Genomic DNA, 19,002 nt, shown 5'->3' on the forward strand with positions numbered 1-19,002 from the left:
GGGTCACTCCGCTGCAATGGCCTTGGGGGCGGGCGATTTTGGCTTGGCGCCGTGTTCGTATTCTTCGAGGAAATCCAGCACTTCCTGCCGGTAGGCGTAATAGTCGGGATGTTCGAGCAACGCCTTGCGGGTGCGCGGGCGGGGCAGGTCGACGCGGGTGATCTTGCCGATCGTGGCCTGCGGGCCATTGGTCATCATCACCACCCGGTCGGCCAGCAGGATCGCCTCGTCCACGTCATGGGTGACGCAGATCGCGGTGACCTTGGTGCGCGACCAGACCTCCATCAGAACCTCCTGCAGCTCCCAGCGGGTCAGGCTGTCGAGCATCCCGAAAGGCTCATCCAGCAACAGCAGCTTGGGCGACAGGGCAAAGGCCCGGGCGATGCCGACGCGCTGTCTCATGCCGTTCGACAGGTCGCTGGCCTGCTTGTCCATCGCATCGGCCAGACCGACGCGTTCCAAGTAATACTCCACCACGTCCTGCCGTTCGGCCTGGCTGGCGTTCGGATAGACCTTGTCGACACCGATCGCCACGTTCTCTTTCGCGGACAGCCACGGGAACAGGTTGGGCGACTGGAACACCACCGCGCGTTCAGGGTCGGCACCTTCGACGTGGCGGCCATCCAGCTTGATCGCGCCTTTGGAAATCTCGTTCAGCCCCGCCGCCATGGTCAGCACCGTGGATTTGCCACAGCCCGAATGACCGATCAGCGAGATGAACTCGCCCTTGTCGATCTTCAGGTCGAAATCCTCGACCACGGTCAGCGGCCCCTTGGGCGTGGGATAGACCTTGTGCAGTTGCGAGAAATCCAGGAACCGGCTGTCGATCATGCCCTTCTGCGCCTCGGTCACGGCGGCGGGCACACCGTGGATCGGCGTGACCTCGGGCAGGATGCGGGTGCCTTCGACCTTGGCCTCGATCCCCACATCCATCAGGTATTTGGTGACCTCGGCGCGCAGGCGCTTGAAGGTTTCATCGGTGTTCATCGCCGCCCGGTCGCGCGGGCGCGGGATCGAGACGCGGAACTCCTGCCCCAGCGTGCCGTCGGGGTTCAGGGCGATGATCCGGTCGGCCAGGATGATTGCCTCGTCCACGTCATTGGTGATCAGCACGCAGGTCTTGCGGTCAGCTTCCCAGATGCGCTCGATCTCGTCGGCCAGGTTGGCGCGGGTCAGCGCGTCCAGCGCCGACAACGGCTCGTCCAGTAACAAGACCTCGGGGTTCATGGCCAGCGCCCGGGCCACGTTGACCCGCTGGCGCATCCCCCCCGACAATTCGGCCGGACGGCGCGACGCCGCGTGGCTGAGGCCGACCATCTTGACGTAATGGGCCACTTTCGCGGCCTTCTCGGCCTTGGGCAGGCCCGGAAAGACCGTATCGACCGCCAGCCCGACATTGCCGCTGACCGTCAGCCACGGCATCAGCGAGTAGTTCTGAAAGATCACGCCGCGTTCCGGCCCCGGCCCCTTGATCGGCGCGCCCTTGAAGGTGACCTGACCGCGGCTGGGCATGTCTAGCCCGGCCAACAGGTTGATCAGCGTGGTCTTGCCGGTGCCGGAAAAGCCCAGGATCACCAGGAACTCGCCCTCCTGCACCTGCAGGTCGATGCCGTTCAGAACATCGGTGTGCCCGGTGCCTTCGCCGAAGGATTTCGAGACGTTTTCGAAGCTGAGAATGCTCATTACGCTCACCGGTTGTTGGTAAAGGTAAACAGGGACTGCAGCGCGTACATCACTCGGTCCAGCAGGAAACCGATGATGCCGATGGTAAAGACCGCCACCATGATCCGGGCCAGCGAGCTGGACGAGCCGTTCTGGAACTCGTCCCAGACGAATTTGCCCAGGCCCGGGTTCTGCGCCAGCATCTCGGCCGCGATCAGAACCATCCAGCCCACGCCCAGCGACAGGCGCAGGCCGGTGAAGATCAGCGGCAGCGCCGAGGGCAGCACCAGCTTGGTGATCTTGGTCCAGGTGTTCATCTTCAGAACCTTGGACACGTTCACCAGATCCTTGTCGATCGACGCCACGCCCAACGAGGTGTTGATCAGCGTGGGCCACAGCGAACACAGCGTCACAGTGATGGCCGAAATCAGGAAGGATTTCGCGAACCAGCCATCATTGGTGACATAGATTGCCGAGACGATCATCGTCACGATCGGCAGCCAGGCCAGCGGCGAGACCGGCTTGAACACCTGGATCAACGGGTTCAGCGCCGCGTTTGCGGTGGGCGACAGACCCGCCGCGATGCCCAGCGGCACCGCCACGACCGTGGCGATCAGGAATCCGAAGAACACGGTTTTGATCGAGGTCCAGATCTGCTGGTAGTAGGACGGCGCGCCGGTATAGGCGACCTGCTTGACCTCGTCCGCGCGGCCGGCCTCGATCAGCTTCTGGTTCCGCTTTTCGACCATCGCCTCGAACTTGGCGCGTTTGGCGGCCTTGGCCTGAGCGTCCTGATTCAGGTTGACCAATTCCTCCCAGACCTGCGCCGGGCCAGGCACCGCCCCAAGCGAGGTCTGCACCTTGGGCGCCAGCGTAGCCCATAGCAGCAAAAAGGCGCAGATCGACAGGATCGGCACGATCAGCAGCCGCCAGATCTCGGCCATCTGGGCGCGGGGATTGTCGCCGGCGGCGGCCTTCAGAACCGGCGTGGCCCAGCTGAGGCCCAACACCTGGAACCATTTGTCGGCGGCGTTGATGCGGGTGAAAAGACGGGCGCGGCGCGCGTCCCGTGCGGCGTCTGCGTTGAATTCCGGATCGACCGTTGTCATCTGATGCGTCCTTGCGATGGCGGGGCGTTTCAGGGGCCCTGCCCGACCGCAGCCGGGCAGGGCGGTTCGGGGTCAGCCTTGGACTTCGGTCCCGACGACCTTCTGGTCGCCCTTCAGGCCGATCGGTAGGCTTTCGAGATAGGCGTTCGGCGCGCGGCCATCGAAGGGAATGCCGTCGATGATGTCCTCGGCCGGAGTGGGTGCCTTGTAGCCGTCGCTGTCCCAGGGAAAGTCGGCCTCGTCCGCCAGGCCTTCTTCGACCAGAAGGCGCGCGGCCTGCAGATAGATCTCGGGCTTGTAGACCGACTTGGCGACCTCGTCATACCAGTTGTCTGCCTTGGCTTCGGGGATCTGCCCCCAGCGGCGCATCTGGGTCAGGTACCAGACCGCGTCGGAATAGAACGGATAGGTCGCGTTGTAGCGGAAGAATACGTTGAAATCGGGCACCTCGCGCTTGTCGCCCTTTTCGTATTCGAACGTGCCGGTCATCGAGTTGGCGATCACCTCGTAATCGGCCCCGACATATTCCGGGCGGCTGAGGATCTCGACCGCCTCGGGGCGGTTGGCATTGTCGTTCTCGTCCAGCCACATCGCCGCGCGGATCAGCGCCTTGGTTACGGCCAAGGTGGTGTTCGGGTATTCCTCGGCGAATTCGGCGGTGATGCCGAATACCTTTTCAGGGTTGTTCTTCCACAGCTCGTAGTCGGTGATGACCGGAACGCCGATGCCCTTGAACACCGCCTGCTGGTTCCACGGCTCGCCCACGCAATAGCCATGGATCGTGCCAGCCTCGAGCGTGGCCGGCATCTGCGGCGGCGGGGTGACCGACAGGAACACGTCCGCGCCGATCTGGCCGGTCACGTTTTCGGGGCTGTAATAGCCCGGGTTCAGACCCCCGGCGGCCAGCCAGTAGCGCAGCTCGTAATTGTGGGTCGAAACCGGAAACACCATGCCCATGTTGAAGGGCTTGCCCTCGGCCCTGTACTTCTCGACCACCGGAGCCAGCGCCTCGGCGCTGATCGGGTGCTGCGGGCGGCCGTCGTCCATCACCGGGATGTTGGGTTTCATCTCCGCCCAGACCTCGTTCGATACCGTGATGCCGTTGCCGTTCAGGTCCATCGAGAAGGGCGTGATGATATGCGCCTCGGTTCCATAACCAATGGTCGCCGCCAGCGGTTGACCGGCCAGCATATGCGCACCGTCCAACTGGCCGCCGATCACGCCGTCCAGCAGAACCTTCCAGTTGGCCTGCGCCTCGAGCGTCACGAACAGGCCTTCGTCCAGGAAATACCCCTGCTCATAGGCCACGGCCAGCGGCGCCATGTCGGTCAGCTTGATGAAGCCGAAGGTCAGTTCGTCCTTTTCCAGCTCCAGCATTTCTGCGGTGGCCGGCGCAACAAGGGCTGTCGTCGCAACAAGACTCAGAATGAGTTTTTTCATCTTTGTTCCTTTCGGTCCGGCCCAAACCGGGCTGGGTGGCGACCCGAGCAACGTTCGGGCCAAAAAAAAGCCGCCGACACACACCGCCGGAAGGAGAAGGCGGTTGGTCGAGCGGCTTTGCTCAGAAGTTTTGCCCAAGACATCGGGCGAATTCCTACGGTGGGCGACGTTGCCTGCCGTTGTCCTGATAAACGCACCGGTGAGCAGATGAGTCATCCAAAATTGACGGCCATCAGGCGAAAATTCTGCAACGCAGCATTATTTGACGCTGCAGTGCAAAAAAATTAGGCGCACTTACTGGGAAGGCTCAAAAATCCGACTGTCGAAAAAGACATTTCGCGGCAACATCAGCTTTCCGCCCGGCCCGGCCATTAGCGTCGGGTCGTCGCCGGCACCCTCGGGCTTTTCAGATTCGATGGGCATGACAACACCGATTCCCTGCAGCTCGCGCCGATACAGGTCACTTTGGAACACATCGGCCGCCGTACGCTCGGCATTTGACGGATCAAGACCATATCTTCGCGCCATGTGATGCGCGATCCATTTGGCTTGACTGCGCCAAGGAAAGCCCGTTGCTCCTTCATGAAAAGTGACAAACCGGTCGACCTGACGCTGATCACCGCGCGCTGAAATCGCAAATTGACCGGTCAATGCCCGGTCGACCAGGTCCGCCGGAACATCCAGGTATAGCCTCTGCGCCAGCATCTCCGACGCCGTAGTCAGGCTATCGGGATTTGAAAGCCACCGGCCCGCCCGCCAGATCGCCCGCAGCAATGCGCCTGTCAGATGTGGTTCCGTCTGTGCCCAATCCGTTCGCACGGCCAGGACCTTTTCCGGGGCACAGGACCAGATCGCGTTTCCCGGCAGCAGGAGCGCACCCACCCGGTCATCGACGGAAAACGACCCCCAGGGCTCACCCACGCAGAAAGCATCGATCTCACCGGCGGCCAGGGCCTGGGCCATCAGCGGTGGGGGAACGGTGCGGATCTCAACCTGGGTCGAGGCGAGTTCCGTGCCGCTGACCCAATATCGCAGCAGTTCCACATGCATGGAAAACGGAAACGGAACCCCGAAGGTCAGCGTTCCACCGGCCGCTTTTGCCAATGCCGCTCCGGCCGCAGTGGCGTTGCTGAAATCGAAGGCATAGCCATTTTCGCGCAGCCGCGCCTCCAGTTGGCGGCCAACGCCGATCACGTTTCCATTGACCGACAGGACCGACACGGCCGAAAGGGGCGTGACGATCCCCCCAAGCCCCAGCGCCATGGCCACCGGGACAGGGGACAGCAGATGTGCCGCATCAACATGTCCGAAGGCCAGCATGTCCCGCAACGAGGACCAGGACGGGGCGGGGCGCAGGTCCAAGGAGATGCCCTCGGCCTGATCATATCCCATCTCGTGCGCCACGATCAGGGGGGCCGCATCGACCAACGGCATATAGGCCGCTCGGAGCGAGACCGCCCTCATGACAGCAGCCCCGAAGCGGTCACCAAAGCCTCGGCAACATCGGCCACCCGACGATTCTGATTCATGGCGGTCTTGCGCAGCAGGGCATATGCTTCATCTTCCTGAATGCCCTTTGCTTTCATCAACAGCCCTTTCGCGCGGTCGATCACCTTGCGCTCTTCCAATGCGCGTCGGGTTTCCGCCAACTCGGTCCGCATCTGGCGCAGTACTTGGAAACGGGCGATGGCGGTGTCGATGATGGGCTTGACCCTTTCGGGATGCAGACCGTCGACGACATAGGCCGAGACACCTGCTTCGACCGCAGCTTTGGACAGGCCGCCTGCAGCCCCGGATACGAACATGGCAACCGGCCGCTCCATCGGGCCGGAGGCGGTTGTCAGTTCTTCAAGCATGTCCCGAGATGGATTGTCGATGTCGATCAGAACGACATCGGGATTGTGGACAGCAATCTTGCGCGGCAATTCAGACACGCCATCGATCACGTGCGCCTCGACGCTCCCCGCCGCTTTCAGGGCCTCGAGGATCGCATCGGCGCGGTCCGGGTTCTGTTCGACTACAACAACGGTCAACGTTTGGTTCATAACATCGAACTGACCAAGCCGGCAGAGCGAGGCAATGCCACCCTCGGAGCGCTGCGCTCAATTCTCTGGAAAGCGCCTATCCAGATGGCAGATCGTGCGCAGATGCCGAATAATTGAGCACGTTGCTGCCCCGGACATATTTGGAGATACGACCAACCAACAAAAAAGGCGCCGCAGGGCGCCTTGTTTTATTGGTCGGAGTGAGAGGATTCGAACCTCCGACCCCTGCCTCCCGAAGACCGGGGGCAATGGCCAAGTTGTTGTTTTTTAGTCACGAGAGCCCTGTTTCTCAAGCGGTTCAACCAATCAAACCAGTCAAGTTCTGGTTCGGCTGGTTCATTGAACCTGGGAGCACTGTCTACTGAGTTGCCCACACTCTGACCAACGCGGTTTTGCCTGGCAAATTGATTAGTAGATGTCGACATCTTGGCCATTCAAATCATCGAGGTCTTCATCAAACTCTTCTGTTTCGAACTCGAAGTCAGACAGGAAATCCAGGCGCAAACGCTGTTGCCGGCTGTTCTCCCCTCTTCGGCTCCTGAGCACGCTTGCAACCGACGTGAAACCCTCGTCAATCGCCAAGAAGCTGATCTTCTTATCGAGGAGAGGGGAGAAAAATGGGTTGTTCTCAATGAAATCGGAGTTTCCGACTGGGTTCACACCTTGTCTCACGCTTTCATAAGCATATAACCACATTGGTCCTTGAAGAGCATCGTCACTGAGAAAGCTCGACCAGGTCGAATAATCAACATTGCCAGACACAACGTTTCTAGATGCAGCGACGTTGACGAGCAGCGCAACCATCGAGTTCTCGATTTCGAACAGTGCTTCAATTCGCTTCGCTGGTAATTCCACCTGAAGACGTAGGGCTAGAAAAAGCAGCCAAATTATCTCACCAGTCCGATTCTCGCTTGCTAGTGCTGGAAGTCGGCTTTCTAGAAAGCTCTTGAGCGAAGCGCGGTTTACGTCGCCATGGGCCACCTCACGAAGGATGAGTATTTCTACGAGAAACGATACTAGGCTCGAATTTCTTCGATAAGCATTAATGAGTTGACCCTGTATACGATCCCACTCCAGTGCCAGCACAAACGCTGATCGTGCATTCTGAAATGCAAACTTTTCGGCATTGATGTCTGGCTGCTCTACGCAGACCCGGCCAACCTCATAGAAAAAACGCTGAAAAGAGCTAAAACTCAAGTCTCCACTAGGGATGTAGTCCCTTACCGCTTGCTTCCAGCCAGAGCTAAACCTGACCGAAGTGGGGAAAACGGCTGACTTGTCACTGTTGAGCTCCAGCTCATACGATGCGGCGGCTTGACGAAGAGCAGCTATCAAGCTTTCGCCGTTCGCGCCGTCTACGGATCCTATTGTGTAGTCGTCGACATACCGTGACGCAGTTTTGTTGGTTACATTTATTCGATTACGAAGTGAAACATCTATGGCTGACGCGACAACTTCAGCAATTAGGCGCGAAGTGTCGGGGCCAACGGGTAATCCAATGGTTTGGCCATCCTGAGCGTTCCGACAATACAAGTCCAACAGATTGCCGAAATGAGTGTAAGATCTGTTCTGTTTGGCCCATGCCTTTCCATAGATAGCCCACGGGATTGCGTGTGTGTAAATCGAATGAAAGAACGCGCGAATGTCGGCGACGGAAAAGTGCTCCATGCGCGATGCAAGATCAACCCGGAAGTCGTCTCGAAGATCGATGCTTGGTCGAAAAAGTGCCCTTTGCCCTGTCCAATCGAAGACTAAGGGAGATGCCGACAAACCAGATTTCTTTGCAACTTTCCGGAGGGCTACAAAGTGTTCAGAAATGGTGTGAGCTATTGCCAGGTAAGATATTGGGTTAATAACGCCGTGCTTGCGATCGTCGCGCCCAAACCTTGGAAAATAGAAGCTGCTTGGCTCCGATGTATAGGTTCTTATCGCGGGAGGACCACCGTTTCTCCGAGGTGGGATCGCTTGAAGCGCTGCCCAGATCGATCGCCGATACTTCGCAAGGTCTTCGGAAACGAAGCATGGCGGCAACTCAGGTGCAAAAAAGCCATGCGAGATTAGACGACGAAACCTATCTGATTTGGTCTTCGCGGTCATACCTCCACCCTCGTGAAATTGAAATTGGCCCTGAATCCAAGCTCGACTTTAATAACGTCGACTGCGAAGCATCTTGACCACAAAAAAACACACAACTCAAGGTAGATTTGATCGGCAGGCGAGACTGGTAAGGCTCACCTGCATTTTAGTTTGCTAGAGTAATTCTTTCCCACCACACATCCCCAACCTGGCCGTCGCTATATCGAAGACAAGCAGCTCGTGCTGCGTCACATTTGAGAGAGTGGAAATGACCAAGAAACCGCATGCAGACACCAGACTGGCGAAATACGTAGAACGCCGGGTGCTCGAATTGAAACCGACCAAGAGCCAGGCCGATATTGCATCACAGGCCGGATATACCAACGCCAATATGATCACTATGATCAAACAGGGAAGTTCAAAGGTTGCGCTTGATCGCGTGCCTGCTCTTGCCAAGGCGTTGGAGTGCGATCCTGCCTACTTGATGCGTCTTTCATTAGAGCAGGCAATCGGAGAAACCGCCGCTGCGTCCGTTGTCGAGATTTTCGGAGATCCGGTGACCGAGAACGAACGCTCCTGGCTGAAAGCGATCCGTGAGGCCTCCGACAATTCCGATCCCCGGCTAACCAGCAGATCACAGGCCTCGATCAAGTCGATCTTTGGAAAATGAGAGACGAGAGTATGCACAACGAAGCATTGACGTCCAACGAGCACGCTTGGTTACGCTTCCTGCGTGAGTTGAGCAATCACAGCGACCCGGAACCCACATTGCATCAGGTCCAGCTGTTGAGACGCGTCTGCTCTCGCAGACCGGAATAACGCCGTGAGCGCTGGGGCAGTTCAAGCCATCATTGTCTGGGCTGCCTCTTCTATCCGGCTTGGAAACCCCGGCCGGGTTGCGCAAGGTTGACAAAGGTTTACATCGCTCCTGCCCGGCGGCTGTAGATGTAAACCTTTTCTTGCTTCCGAAGCCGGATTATTAGCCATAAGGTTTACATTAAGTTTACCCTAAGTTGACAGATTCACCCGAGAATCCGATTTTTTCGTCGAAAATGTAAACCTTCATACAGCAACCTAGCGCAAAAGGTTCGACCTCGCAGTGAATGACTTTGGATTGACGCAGTTGTTCGTTCTTCTGATGTGCGGTCGCGGAGGTCAGTGTCATTGGCAAGACGGTTTCCCGCGCTCTGTCGCATCCAATGGCTTGTTGTCTTGCTTGGTCATGCGGTGGATGTTTAGCTCGGCACAAACCTCTCCTAGTCGAGTATCGAACGATGTAGCGGAGGCTTGGTTGGCGAAGAGCGAATGGAGCGAAGAGCGCTAGCACTGCTCAAACTTCCTCAATGTTCGATTTCCGTCGCCACATTAGCATTTGGCAGCGGTTTGACCGGCGTCGGTGGAGCAAGCGTCACCGGCGACAGGCGCTTGCTGCGATAGAGACGCTCGTATTCGAGCCACAACAGATGCGAAATGCCCCCTGCTGTCCTTGTGGCACGATGTAGAAACCGATGAAAACAGGCCAGAGATGTGCGCAGACCGACAATAAGGAGCCATTCGACAAAGGCCTACACATTAAGGTAGAAAAGCCAGAATTGCCGACGCTACAAGCTGATCAAACGACTATCAAGGGCGGGAAGCAGCAATTTGCCGCGAACAATATCGATAGCTGCAACTCGAAGGAAGCGGACGCTGATATTCAAATGATGGCGCAACGTTACTTGATCGCAAGGCACCTTAAACATTAGCAGTTTCATTTAGTGACCGTTCCAACCAGTCTCCAAATTTCATAAATCGTCATTATGCAGAAGTATGCGTGTTTATGCGGTGCGTGCAGGTTTAATCGATGATCTGAGAAGGCCATTAAGGCATCATCGTCAACCTGATGCGAATGGAGAGCATGATGAAAAAACCGAACCACCCCGCAGACATGAAGAACGCGAACAAAGGGACGTCCGGGCAGAACCCGACCCACGCCAAGAACCAGGGCAATCGGGGTAAGCAATTGAACCCAAAATACCGCCCCTCCACCCCGAAGAAATCATGACAATACGGGTGGGGCGCTTGGCGTCCCACCCTGAGATGCGGAAAGAAGGAAAGGGAAAGAAGGATAGAATGCCAACAAAAAAGGGGCCGGAATACGAGCAGACGCAGCGGCTGATAAATATCGCGATAAAGGCTGGCCAAACACAAGAGAAGATCGCGAAGCTATGCCGGGTTGATCAATCGACAGTCAGCCGATGGAAGAAAGGGCAATCTCGGGCCCGACTGGGACAGGTAAAGCCACTGTTGAAGCAATATGGCGACAGGATAGAGCGATCGCCCTTCCAGCTGTATCAGAGGAATATTCCGGAGGGTTGTGCTCCGTCTACCTCGATGTTTTTGAAGGTCGAAGGCCGCCTTCTTTTGCGAGAAGCCTTTGAAACAATCCCTGAAGTCCGCGATCCGCCCGAGGCAGTTCGTATTTCTGTGCAGGAGGTCACGAAAGGGTGTTTCGCGTTAGTGATTGAACGTGCCATTGGTCGCCTGCCTAGATCGCGAGACAAATACAAAGTCGTCAATCTTCGCAGCAGAGACATGCCTTGGCACTTGCCGGAAAAGGGTTACGCTCTTCTCCTGGATCAGGAACAGATTCTGGGAACCACAATCACTCTTCATGAGTTTTGCAAAAAGAACTGGAGCAGAGAATTTGCGGGATTGGATCGCCTCGGTCTCCTGACGACGCTCGCCTTAATGAACCATGGTTATATTGTCGACGGACTTGAAGCTCTGACCGTTTCAGTTGGTGAGGCTGAACAAACTTGAGTTCCCTGAGCAGTGCCAGTAACATTCCCGAACAACCAATGAATGCCTAAGTGGCAGTAAATGACGTCAACCCAGAGGGTTGAACGTGTCAGAGGTCGCAGCCGAGAGGCAAAGCCGCGCAGCGGGACATTTCGTCCTTGCGCCGCTGCGATGTCGAAAGGTCCGAACGGAAGGGGCAAGGCGCGTTCCTAACACGTCGCGCACTTCCTCCTTTCCTAGGGGTATGGGGTGGGAGCCTGTGGAGCCCCGAGAGTAGTTGCTTTCGACGTTCCGCAGGCCATTTCACGCAGCAGTTGGTTGCCATGGTGCAACCGGCAGTCATCTCTCTGCTCTGATCTATCGGCACAATGTATTTGGTGGATCAGGATTTTCCGAAGCCCCTCGCAGCTTGATACCTCGACCAGCTGCGCGAGGCTGTCAGTGCTAGGTCTTGGATATGAAGCCTCAAGCACTTATGACTGAAACCGGTCATTCGAGAAGCTCGGAGTGAACGGCAGCTTTGAGCCGTGAACGACGGAAGGCATGGTTTTCAATCCTGAGGTGCTCTGCGGCGCTGATAGACACTCTCTTTGAGCCCCTTTTGACCGGGATCCAGCACGCGGATACAAGCGAACAAAGAAATGAGTTCACTGGCCGCAGGGCTTGCCGGTCGCGAGGAGTGTGAATGGACAACAATCCGACCACGGGACAATGCCTTTGTGGCGCTGTGAAATTCCGCATATCGGGAGAGTTCGAGAGCTTTTTCCTGTGCCACTGCTCCCGCTGCCGCAAGGACAGCGGATCGGCCCATTCAGCAAACCTGTTTTCGTCCACAGCCAAACTCATCTGGGTTTCAGGTGAGGCAAACATCAAAACGTTTCATCTCGCTGGTTCACGCCACATGAAAAGCTTTTGCTCCGACTGCGGATCCGCACTGCCTATTTCCCAGCCGGAGATTGGTTTGATTGTGGTGCCTGCAGGGTCGCTAGACAGCCAGTTCGACATGCGACCCAGCGCGCATATCTGCTGTTCCAGTCGCGCGAACTGGGACAACGACCTAGCCTCCATCGAAAGGATCGACGGACTTCCTGGCTGAACGGTCGCGCCGATGATGTATCTCAGACAACAGCCAGACGAAAAGGACGCGACCACCGGCTTCGTCCGGCTCTGCTCTCATGCGAGGGAAAGAGACGCTGCGCTCTGTATGAATGGCCGCAATGGCGGACCGCATTGCAGCATTTTGAAGTGGTGGCCAAGGTCGGCTCTGGGCCGTCCTTGCATCACATATCGACCGCGATCGGGCACGTCCCGCCCCATCCGAGGTCAGTTTCGAGCCCTTTCCTCCATTTGATTGACGAGTAATCTCACAGACGATAGCAAGTGTTTTATGGAAAACACTACGATCATCGCAATGACTTGGTGGCTGGCCTCCTGATAGGGTGGCCGGATGACCAAACGTATTCCGAGGCCGCCGCATGGGCGGCCTTTTGTTTTCCGAGCCTCCCGATGCGCGGCCTCTCGTTTCAAGAGAAGACGCAAATGAACAAACCAACCATTCTGACAGGCGACCGCACCACGGGACCGCTTCACATTGGGCACTATGCAGGCTCGCTAGCCAACCGGCTGCGCTATCAGGGCAGCCATGAACAATTTCTGCTGCTGGCGGATACCCAAGCCCTAACCGACAACACCCATGACCGGGAGAAGGTGCGTCGCAGCGTGATGGAGGTTGCGCTGGATTATCTTGCCGTGGACATTGATCCATCGCGAACTACGATCTGCCTGCAATCGCATCTTCCGGCGTTGGCCGAACTGTCGATGCTCTACCTGAACTTCGTCACGGTGGCGCGGCTTGAACGGAATCCGACGATCAAGGACGAAATCCGCGCGCGCGGGTTCGGGCGCGATATTCCCGCCGGGTTTCTGTGTTATCCGGCAGCACAGGCGGCGGATATCACGGGCTTCAAGGCGACAGTCGTTCCGGTCGGCGAGGATCAGGCTCCGCTAATCGAGCAAACGAACGAGATCGTGCGGCGCATAAACGCAACCGCAGGTCGCCCCGTGTTGCCGGAAGCGCGGGCGATCATCCCCAAGGCGGGCCGGTTGCCCGGGGTCGACGGCAAGGCAAAGATGTCGAAATCCGGAGGCAACGCCATTCCGCTCTCCGCTTCGCCCAACGAGATCCGAAATGCTGTCAGGGCGATGTTCACAGATCCGAATCACCTGCGTGTCGAAGACCCAGGCCGTATAGAGGGCAATGTCGTCTTTAGCTATCTCGATGCATTCGACCCGGACCAAGACCGGCTCGCCGAACTTAAGGCGCACTATCAGCGCGGTGGACTTGGCGATGGCAAGATCAAGGCGCGTCTGGAAGCCATCCTACAGGAACTCATAGCGCCAATTCGCGAGCGAAGGGCGCAGTTGTCCGAGGACCAAGGATACGTTCTCGAGGTGATCAAAAAGGGCACGGAACGGGCGCGAGAGCGCACCGAGGCGACAAAGAACGAGGTGGTGAGCGCCTTGGGTCTGTTCCAGTTGTAGATGGCCAAAGGCGGGCGAGCCGGATGAAGGTCCGATCCGTCGGAGGTCCCTACCTCCAAACTGATTGCGATTTTGCGGTTGCAGCTAAGTCTGGAATGCGGGCTGCGACCGCAGCATTTGAGAACCGTGCTCAAGGTCCGCTCAGGGCCGGAGGCGTCGGGAAGCTCCACCAAGGTGGTCACGCGGCCCGCTTCAGCGCCGCATGGCTGCTTAGAGCCCAAAGCGGACACGTTTGGCGGTTCAATCAAATACCGAGCTTGTTGACCATGAGATGAACCAATAGCGTAGCGAAGCAACAATCTTGGGGAAAAGATTTGGATAGAGAACCACTGGGTCCGCGTAACGCGATTTGGGAAGACGGAGAATGGATAAGTTGGCGCAGCATCAATAGTCATCTAGAGCGGCTCGAGTTGCAAGCTCGCTACCCAAACGCAGATGTCGACTTGGTGCCGGTTTTCGAAGAGCTCTTGAATGTTGCTCAGCACTATCACATCACGACAGGAAAACATCTGAACATATATGGCGATATCGGTGAGCTATATGGCGCGATAATGTATGGGATCAAGCTCCATAAGGACTACGCCAAGGGTTCTGACGGACGCCTGGGAAACGACTTTGTTGAAGTGAAGACCATCACACCCTTTAAGAAGACCCGATCTGTGACCGTTAGGCTCGACCGGCATTTCAGCCAACTCCTTGTGGTGAAAATCGATGAGTGCTTTGAGGTTTCCGGTCTACTCGTCAAACGAAATAAATTGCCAAAAGTTGGTGGGAAGGCGCTTCGTATTGACTGGGATGATCTTGTTCAGATCGAGTGACGGGTTTGCCCGCATATCGGACGTCGACCAACTGCATGATTATGATGGCGCAGCGAATGTCGGCTATGTGGGACTGCAGTCGCAGCATTTGGGACGCCCGCTGGAGGGCGGCTTTGGGCCGGAGTGCAGACCCTAGATTGCGATCAACGAACGAGGGCATCGTCCGCAGCTTCGCCGTTGACGCAGTTCTTCCCACGTTCGGTTGTGGGTAGAAGCCGCCGCTGAGAATGTGGATATTTTTGGGTCCCGAGCCTAGTTGTCGGACTGCGATTTGGCCGATACGTTCGCTCTTGGTTAGGTCGCCAATCATCCCTGATGATATTGTGCTAGCTTCCCGGGGTCGCTGCGGAACCTGCCAGTATGCCTCCGTCAATCGACAGCTCGGCGCCGGTGATGTAAGTAGCTTCGTCGGAAGCGAGAAGCACGGCCACAGCCGCGACTTCTTCGGCCGTTCCAAACCGTCGCAACGGGGTGTCCGCGACCATCGCAGCTTCACGCTCAGCTCTGTCTGGTCCTTCACCCAGCATCGGCTCCCACATCGGTGTCATGATCGCAGCGGGATGGATGGAATTGCATCGGATCGCAAGGCCTTGGCTTGCGCAATACAAGGCAACGGACTTTGTATGATTGCGAACAGCAGCCTTGGAGGCCGCATAGGCCGACGCCATCGGAATTCCAACAAGGCCAGATCGGGAAGAGATATTGATGATCGATCCGGCACCATTCCTTCGCATTGCCTTGATCCCATAACGGCACCCCAAGAAGGTCCCGTCATTGTTCACGGCATGGACGGCTCGCCAGTCAGCCAGGCTGGCGTGCTCAGGATCGTGTGCAGGAGGGGTGCCGGTAGCGGAAGACTCAAAGCCCGTTACGCCAGCGTTGTTCACCAACACGTCCAACACCGGAAACTCAGCCTCAACCCTTTGCCAATCCGCCTCCGACGAAACATCCAATTCGCGGAATATTGCGCCGATTTCATTTGCGCAACTCTGGCCGTTTTTGGCGTCGACATCTGTCAGAATGACGTCAGCGCCTTCTTCGCGAAACGCTCTGGCGATGGCGAACCCAATTCCTCGGGCTCCTCCGGTCACAACAGCGGTTTTATTTTCCAACCTGGACATCACACGCTCCTGAGACAGATCTGCAAAGGCTTGGCGATTCACCTAAGTGCGGTTTCCCACCTGCATTTTTCATGTAGTCAAATAGCAAAGACAACACCAGTCTGTCGGACCTTGGTTCGAAGCTTCCTGGTTGGTGAACCGGCTACGCCCCGCGCCACCGAGATGCCGAGCCATTGACCCCGGATCGGTCAGAGTGCTTTATCGCTGCTATCAAAGGGAGACTCTCAAATGTTCGACAATTTCAAGTGCATGGTTGCCGCCGTAGCCGCTGCGGTGGTCGTATCATCGCCGGTTTGGGCTGAAACGCGCGTGACCTACAAATCCGCCAAGGCGGGGACTTCATACTACCAAATGGGTGTTCAGATCGCCGAAGCCATGAAGGCCGGATCGGACGGGAACATCATTGTGACCGTGGAAGAAGGTCAGGGTTCGGTTCAGAACGTAATGGAAGTTCGCGCGCGCGGTGGCGACTATGTGTTCACTACACCGCCGGCCTTGGTTGGACTGGCTCAGGGCGGAAAAGCGATGTTTGAGGGCAAAAGCGATCCGTCCTTTGACGAGATCCGCGCCCTGTTCCCGATCCCTTCCTTGACCATGCATTTTGTTGTTTCCGCGGACAGCGGGATCGACAGCTTTGAAGACATGGAAGGCAAAACCATCCTCTTGGGAAAAGGCAGTTTTGGCGCGCGCGAAGGCGAGAAATACCTGAACTTGTTTGGACTTGAAGGCAAAGTCAACATTGCTGATGCGGAGCTCTCCAACGCTGTCGCCGCCCTGAAAAACGGCCAGATCGACGGCTTTGTCACCGCCGGCTCCTGGCCCGCCCCGAATGTGGTGGAAGCTGCTGCCTCGGCTGGTGTGAAAGTGTTGTCCCTGAGTGACGACCAAGTCGCGCAAACTAAGCGTGCCCGTCTGGAAATCCCGGCCGGCACCTATGCTGGTCAGGATGAGGATATAGTGACGACCTCTTTGCCAGTTGTTGCGTATACCACCACCAAGATGGACGACGAAACCGCTTATCAACTGACCAAGACCTTCTGGGAAAGCAAGAAAGCGATGGCTGATACTGCGGCCTGGTGGGCCGGTGTTGATACCGAGCTGATGGAAAACATCACGGGCAAGATCCATCCCGGAGCAATCCGCTACTACAAGGAAGCGGGCATTGCGCTGACTGACGACCAAATGTAACTCGACCCTCGGACAGGTTGAGCAGAGGCCGGGCCGGATCAGGCCCGGTTTTTCTGTCGGGAAGGAGACAACATGAGCGGATCGGTCGATCTTCCGCAAAAGTGGAGCCTGCGAGCCTTGTGGTTTGCCTTGGCATTGGCTCTGGTCGCTTTCCACATCGGGTTGGTCTTTCTAGGCCTTGTTCCCAACCTGGTCAGTCGACCATTGCACCTGGCGCTCATTCTGCCTTGGGTGTTCTTGTTCGGCGTGGCCGATCGCGCCCGTTTGGCTTCAGGTGCGGTGCTTTCCGCAATCGGTGTCGCCTCGGCGCTTTGGGTGGCCTGGAACCACGAAATGCTGGGGGACCAATATGGTTTCCTGGAAAGCCGTTTTCAAGTCGCGGTAGGTTTTGCGCTCTTGGCGGTGGTGATTGAAGCCGCAAGGCGCGCCATCGGCTGGCCGCTTCCCACTGTGGCAGCTCTCGCGCTTATCTATGCATTTTTCGGTCAGCACATTCCTGGAGAGTTCGGTCATTCGGGAATGCCTCTGCGTTCCTTCCTTGGTTCGATGACCATTGCGGAAGGTGGCATCTGGGGCAGCCTCACGGCTGTTTCCGTCGGCGTGGTCTCGATTTTCGTGATCTTCGGCGCCGTCTTGAACGCCGGCGAGGCGGGACAGGGCTTCATGAATGTAGCGGCTGCTGCCGCTGGCCGGCTCAAAGGTGGAGCGGCCAAGGTTTCCGTTTTGTCGTCTGCGCTGTTTGGCTCCATATCCGGTTCGGCCAGTGCAAATGTTGCTTCGACCGGAGCCATTACGCTCCCCGCCATGATGCGGCTGGGATACCCGAAGCGGCTGGCGGCGGGTGTCGAAGCCGTTGCAAGTTCGGGCGGACAGATCATGCCGCCGCTAATGGGAGCAGGCGCCTTTGTCATGGTCGAGCTCACGGGCGTCCCCTATACCCAGATCATGGGAGCCGCGCTTCTGCCTGCCATACTCTATTTCCTGGCGGTCTGGGTGGGTATCAACGCCTATGCCACCCGGTTCGAGCTCAGGGGTCTGGACCCGTCACAACGCCCGCAAACGCGCGATGTGGTCGTAACGTCCATGTTCTTCCTCGTGCCCTTCAGCGTGTTGATGGTCGGAATGTTCGCAGCCGACTATACGCCCCAATATGCGGCATGCCTTGCCATTTTCGCAGGGGCGTTCCTGTTGCTGATCGATGGCAAGCTGACGTTCGACGTAAACAGGACCGCAGACCGCATAACCCAAGCGCTGGTCACCGCATCCCGGCAAGTGTCCATGATCGCGGCTATCATCTTCTGCGCTTCGATCATTATCGGTGTCTTGGGGGCAACCGGGCTGGGCGTAAAGATCACTTCCGTGATCCTTGAAGGGTCTGGGGGCGTGTTGTGGGCATCCTTGTTGTTGACTGCAATTGCCTGCCTGATCCTCGGCATGGAAGTGCCGACAACGGCGGCTTACGTGATCTGCGTATCGGTGGCCGGCCCGGCCTTGATGCAGCTTGGCCTTGAGCCGCTCCAAGCACATTTGTTCGTTTTCTGGTTCGCGCTGTTATCCACGATTACGCCACCCGTTTGTGGGGCGGTTTTCATCGCTGCTGGGATGGCGGGAGAAAACTGGATCAAGGTGGCGCTGACAGCGATGGCTTTAGGTGTCGGCCTCTATTTGATCCCGGTCGGGATGATCACTTGGCCGGATCTGATCCAACTTCCGTCAGAGCCAGCTGCTGCTATTACGGCATTTGTTGCCTTGGCCCTTGGGCTGTCAGCGTTGTCTTTCGCGCTGATTGGGCGGGCAAATATTTTGGTGAGAACAGCCTTGGGCCTTGCGAGCGTTGCGATCCTTTTGGGGCCGGTGATTGTGTGAGTTGGATCACGACCTGCGGTATTGGCCAACGCATCATTTTTCGGCAGGCGCGGCCTGTTGCAAGAATTCGGACTTATCGCCTTCGATCAGTGCATAGTGGTGATGAAATTCGCCGATGTCCTGAGGCAACGAGAAAGACATCAAGACAAAAGCTTCATAGACCCTTTGAGACGCTTTTCCGCATCGCTCGCAATGGCACGCAATCGTTCTCGACGAGCCGCATTATCGCCGGACCCCTCCTGGTTTGGTGACAAACCAGTTTGTGCGCGCCCTGTGTTTTCATCCTGAGCCGGACGCTTTTGGGTGTCTTGTTTTTTGCTTTCGTCGATCTTTGCCATTCCGTTTCTCCGTCTAA

Annotated in this window: 15 protein-coding genes; 7 read left to right on the top strand and 8 right to left on the bottom strand. The window is 57.3% G+C overall.

Annotated features, from left to right (window positions below; translation table 11 throughout):
- Positions 1–3: 3 nt before the first annotated feature.
- The 6 genes from ACR0FC_RS14520 to ACR0FC_RS14545 all read right to left on the bottom strand — a co-directional run bounded on the left by ACR0FC_RS14520 (position 4) and on the right by ACR0FC_RS14545 (position 8,353).
- On the bottom strand, positions 4–1,683 hold the full coding sequence (locus ACR0FC_RS14520; protein WP_170341974.1) for an ABC transporter ATP-binding protein: 1,680 nt from the start codon (positions 1,681–1,683) through the stop codon (positions 4–6).
- A 5-nt stretch (positions 1,684–1,688) separates the two neighbouring features.
- Positions 1,689–2,771: an ABC transporter permease gene (locus tag ACR0FC_RS14525; protein ID WP_170341976.1), complete on the bottom strand. Its 1,083-nt coding sequence runs from the start codon at positions 2,769–2,771 to the stop codon at positions 1,689–1,691.
- Positions 2,772–2,843: 72 nt separating this feature from the next.
- Positions 2,844–4,211 carry a CmpA/NrtA family ABC transporter substrate-binding protein gene (locus ACR0FC_RS14530; protein WP_170341978.1) on the bottom strand — a complete coding sequence of 456 codons (1,368 nt, stop codon included), beginning with the start codon at positions 4,209–4,211 and terminating at the stop codon, positions 2,844–2,846.
- A 294-nt stretch (positions 4,212–4,505) separates the two neighbouring features.
- The gene (locus tag ACR0FC_RS14535) at positions 4,506–5,675 is read right to left on the bottom strand and encodes an ABC transporter substrate-binding protein (protein WP_170341980.1); all 1,170 of its coding nucleotides are present in this window, start codon (positions 5,673–5,675) and stop codon (positions 4,506–4,508) included.
- Positions 5,672–6,256, bottom strand: coding sequence for an ANTAR domain-containing response regulator (locus ACR0FC_RS14540; RefSeq protein ID WP_170341425.1), 585 nt, complete (start codon positions 6,254–6,256; stop codon positions 5,672–5,674). Before ACR0FC_RS14540 ends, ACR0FC_RS14535 begins: the two co-directional genes overlap by 4 nt.
- A gap of 408 nt (positions 6,257–6,664) precedes the next feature.
- On the bottom strand, positions 6,665–8,353 hold the full coding sequence (locus ACR0FC_RS14545; protein WP_170342991.1) for an RNA-directed DNA polymerase: 1,689 nt from the start codon (positions 8,351–8,353) through the stop codon (positions 6,665–6,667).
- Between the two features lie 247 nt (positions 8,354–8,600).
- Here ACR0FC_RS14545 and ACR0FC_RS14550 point away from each other — a divergent pair, with 247 nt between their 5' ends.
- The 5 genes from ACR0FC_RS14550 to ACR0FC_RS14570 all read left to right on the top strand — a co-directional run bounded on the left by ACR0FC_RS14550 (position 8,601) and on the right by ACR0FC_RS14570 (position 14,472).
- Positions 8,601–9,002 carry a helix-turn-helix domain-containing protein gene (locus ACR0FC_RS14550; protein ID WP_170342993.1) on the top strand — a complete coding sequence of 134 codons (402 nt, stop codon included), beginning with the start codon at positions 8,601–8,603 and terminating at the stop codon, positions 9,000–9,002.
- Positions 9,003–10,444: 1,442 nt separating this feature from the next.
- Positions 10,445–11,134, top strand: a complete 690-nt coding sequence (locus ACR0FC_RS14555; protein WP_170342995.1) for a helix-turn-helix domain-containing protein — start codon at positions 10,445–10,447, stop codon at positions 11,132–11,134.
- Between the two features lie 664 nt (positions 11,135–11,798).
- Positions 11,799–12,209, top strand: coding sequence for a GFA family protein (locus ACR0FC_RS14560; protein ID WP_170342997.1), 411 nt, complete (start codon positions 11,799–11,801; stop codon positions 12,207–12,209).
- Positions 12,210–12,652: 443 nt separating this feature from the next.
- Positions 12,653–13,654, top strand: coding sequence for a tryptophan--tRNA ligase (gene trpS / locus ACR0FC_RS14565; RefSeq protein ID WP_170342999.1), 1,002 nt, complete (start codon positions 12,653–12,655; stop codon positions 13,652–13,654).
- A 314-nt stretch (positions 13,655–13,968) separates the two neighbouring features.
- A complete protein-coding gene (locus ACR0FC_RS14570) occupies positions 13,969–14,472 on the top strand; it encodes a hypothetical protein (protein ID WP_170343001.1) in 504 nt (167 codons plus the stop codon).
- A 326-nt stretch (positions 14,473–14,798) separates the two neighbouring features.
- Here ACR0FC_RS14570 and ACR0FC_RS14575 read toward each other — a convergent pair whose 3' ends face one another.
- Positions 14,799–15,593, bottom strand: coding sequence for an SDR family oxidoreductase (locus tag ACR0FC_RS14575; protein ID WP_170343003.1), 795 nt, complete (start codon positions 15,591–15,593; stop codon positions 14,799–14,801).
- Between the two features lie 228 nt (positions 15,594–15,821).
- On the opposite strand from ACR0FC_RS14575, the gene ACR0FC_RS14580 reads away from it, so the two are divergent.
- Both ACR0FC_RS14580 and ACR0FC_RS14585 read left to right on the top strand, forming a co-directional pair.
- Entirely contained in the window at positions 15,822–16,781 is a 960-nt protein-coding gene (locus ACR0FC_RS14580; RefSeq protein WP_170343005.1) for a TAXI family TRAP transporter solute-binding subunit, read from the top strand.
- 72 nt (positions 16,782–16,853) lie between these two features.
- Positions 16,854–18,647: a TRAP transporter permease gene (locus ACR0FC_RS14585; protein WP_170343007.1), complete on the top strand. Its 1,794-nt coding sequence runs from the start codon at positions 16,854–16,856 to the stop codon at positions 18,645–18,647.
- Between the two features lie 140 nt (positions 18,648–18,787).
- Here ACR0FC_RS14585 and ACR0FC_RS14590 read toward each other — a convergent pair whose 3' ends face one another.
- Complete coding sequence (locus ACR0FC_RS14590; RefSeq protein ID WP_170343009.1) at positions 18,788–18,985, bottom strand: hypothetical protein; 198 nt, start codon at positions 18,983–18,985, stop codon at positions 18,788–18,790.
- Between the last annotated feature and the right edge of the window lie 17 nt (positions 18,986–19,002).

This window comes from Ruegeria sp. BB9 (assembly GCF_056539345.1).